This is a genomic window from Vibrio sp. OPT46 (genome assembly GCF_015163535.1).
In the GTDB taxonomy this organism is placed as follows: Bacteria; Pseudomonadota; Gammaproteobacteria; order Enterobacterales; family Vibrionaceae; genus Vibrio; species Vibrio alginolyticus.
Genome location: NZ_JADDYG010000054.1, coordinates 3,848 through 5,409 on the forward strand (window position 1 = coordinate 3,848; position 1,562 = coordinate 5,409).

Genomic DNA, 1,562 nt, shown 5'->3' on the forward strand with positions numbered 1-1,562 from the left:
CCGCCCGTTGTTAGATCGAAATCGTAGTAGGTTCCTGGAGTGGTTAAACTGCTGTAATAAATACGAACTTTCTCGTTATCCAGCTCTAGGTTACCTGTCAAATAGGCAGCAAACGCATCGTCATTAAATGTGAGGGGGAATTCTTTTCCTGTTGAAAGCTGACGTACAGTGACGCTTGCTAGGCCGTTAGAGCGCTGCTCATAGACGATGTGATCATCGAATAACTCGAAGTCGACAAGTTGAGTGTTGTCGTCTGCGGCAATCACATCTTGCCATTTAGAGCGGTCATGTATGTCATTTTGATGAACTTTCATCAAACGGAAGTTGACGGCTTGATAGTTAGTATAAATGTAGTACCAATCGCCTAGCTTAGAAATACTGTATTCAATGCCATCTTCGCGAGGATAGAACGGTTTCGCCTTTGCTTTAGGGTTGTTCGCATCAATGATAGAGACCCCACTGGTTTCTGTACTCGAATGCCAGATATAAATATCTTCGCCATCTTTGCTTTTGCTTAGTGAGGTGTAATAGGCGCTGTCGGTTTCCTCAAAAATCAGCTCATCGTTGCTTTGTGGTGTGCCCAATACATGACGATAAACTTGGTAGCCCAATAAGGTCTGAGGATCTTTTTTGATGTAGTAAAAGGCGTTGTTATCGTTCTGCCATGCGACAGCGCTTGAGGCCCCTTCGATTTCATCTTGTAGGTAATTGCCTGTTGTCAGGTCTTTGATCTTAAGGGTGTACACGCGGCGGCTTAATGTGTCTTCGCCATACGCCAATAAGTTTTCATTCGGACTAACGTATAGGCCGCCGATACTGAAAAATTCATGTTCTTTTGCTAGTTCATTGACATCTAAAATGATTTGTTTGTCTTTGCCTGCAAAGTCTTTAGCTCGCAAATGGACTTCGTACTCGTTATCTCCGGTCACTTCACTGGAGTAGAAGTAGTTGCCTTTACGAACCGGTACTGAGTTGTCGTCTTTTGCGATACGCCCTTTAATTTCTTCAAATAGCGTATCTTGAAATGTTTCAGTGTGCTTTAGAACGGTTTCTGCGTACTGATTTTCTTTCTCTAGGTGCTGTAAAATTTCAGGGTCTTTACGTTCGTCGTCACGCATCCAGTAGTAGTTATCAACGCGGGTATCGCCATGAATAGTCATCGCGTGAGGGACTTTTTTCGCAACCGGAGCTTGAGTTTGTTGAGCAACGATCTGTGTTTGGGAGTATTGAGTCATGCTGGGGGTTCCTTGATTGCTGCATCCGGCGACAAGCGCGACCGAGACGGTCAACGTAGTTAAAGTGAAACGCATCTGATTTTATCCTTATTGTACACCCAAGTGGCCTCATCCTGAGGGCTGGGCTTTCATTTTGTTAGTGGTTTTCAGTTGTCCATTCTTTGTTATGGGGTATGCCGAAAAAGTGAGAATCCTCAATATTTTCGAGTTGGCTACTCAATTTGAAGGAAGCTGAAAACACATTGTGTAAGCAGCTGTTATTTTTAACAAATATCAATTCGAAAGTTAAATCATTCTCATCGGGAAATCGATATAGTGTGATATGAA

Annotated in this window: 1 protein-coding gene and 1 pseudogene; both read right to left on the reverse strand. The window is 43.1% G+C overall.

From position 1 onward, the window contains the following. A pseudogene (locus IQR33_RS02605) lies at positions 1-1,235 on the reverse strand (S9 family peptidase); the annotation flags it as partial. 136 nt (positions 1,236-1,371) lie between these two features. Further along, on the reverse strand, positions 1,372-1,562 hold a 191-nt coding region (locus IQR33_RS32145; RefSeq protein WP_228013727.1), incomplete at its 5' end, for a hypothetical protein.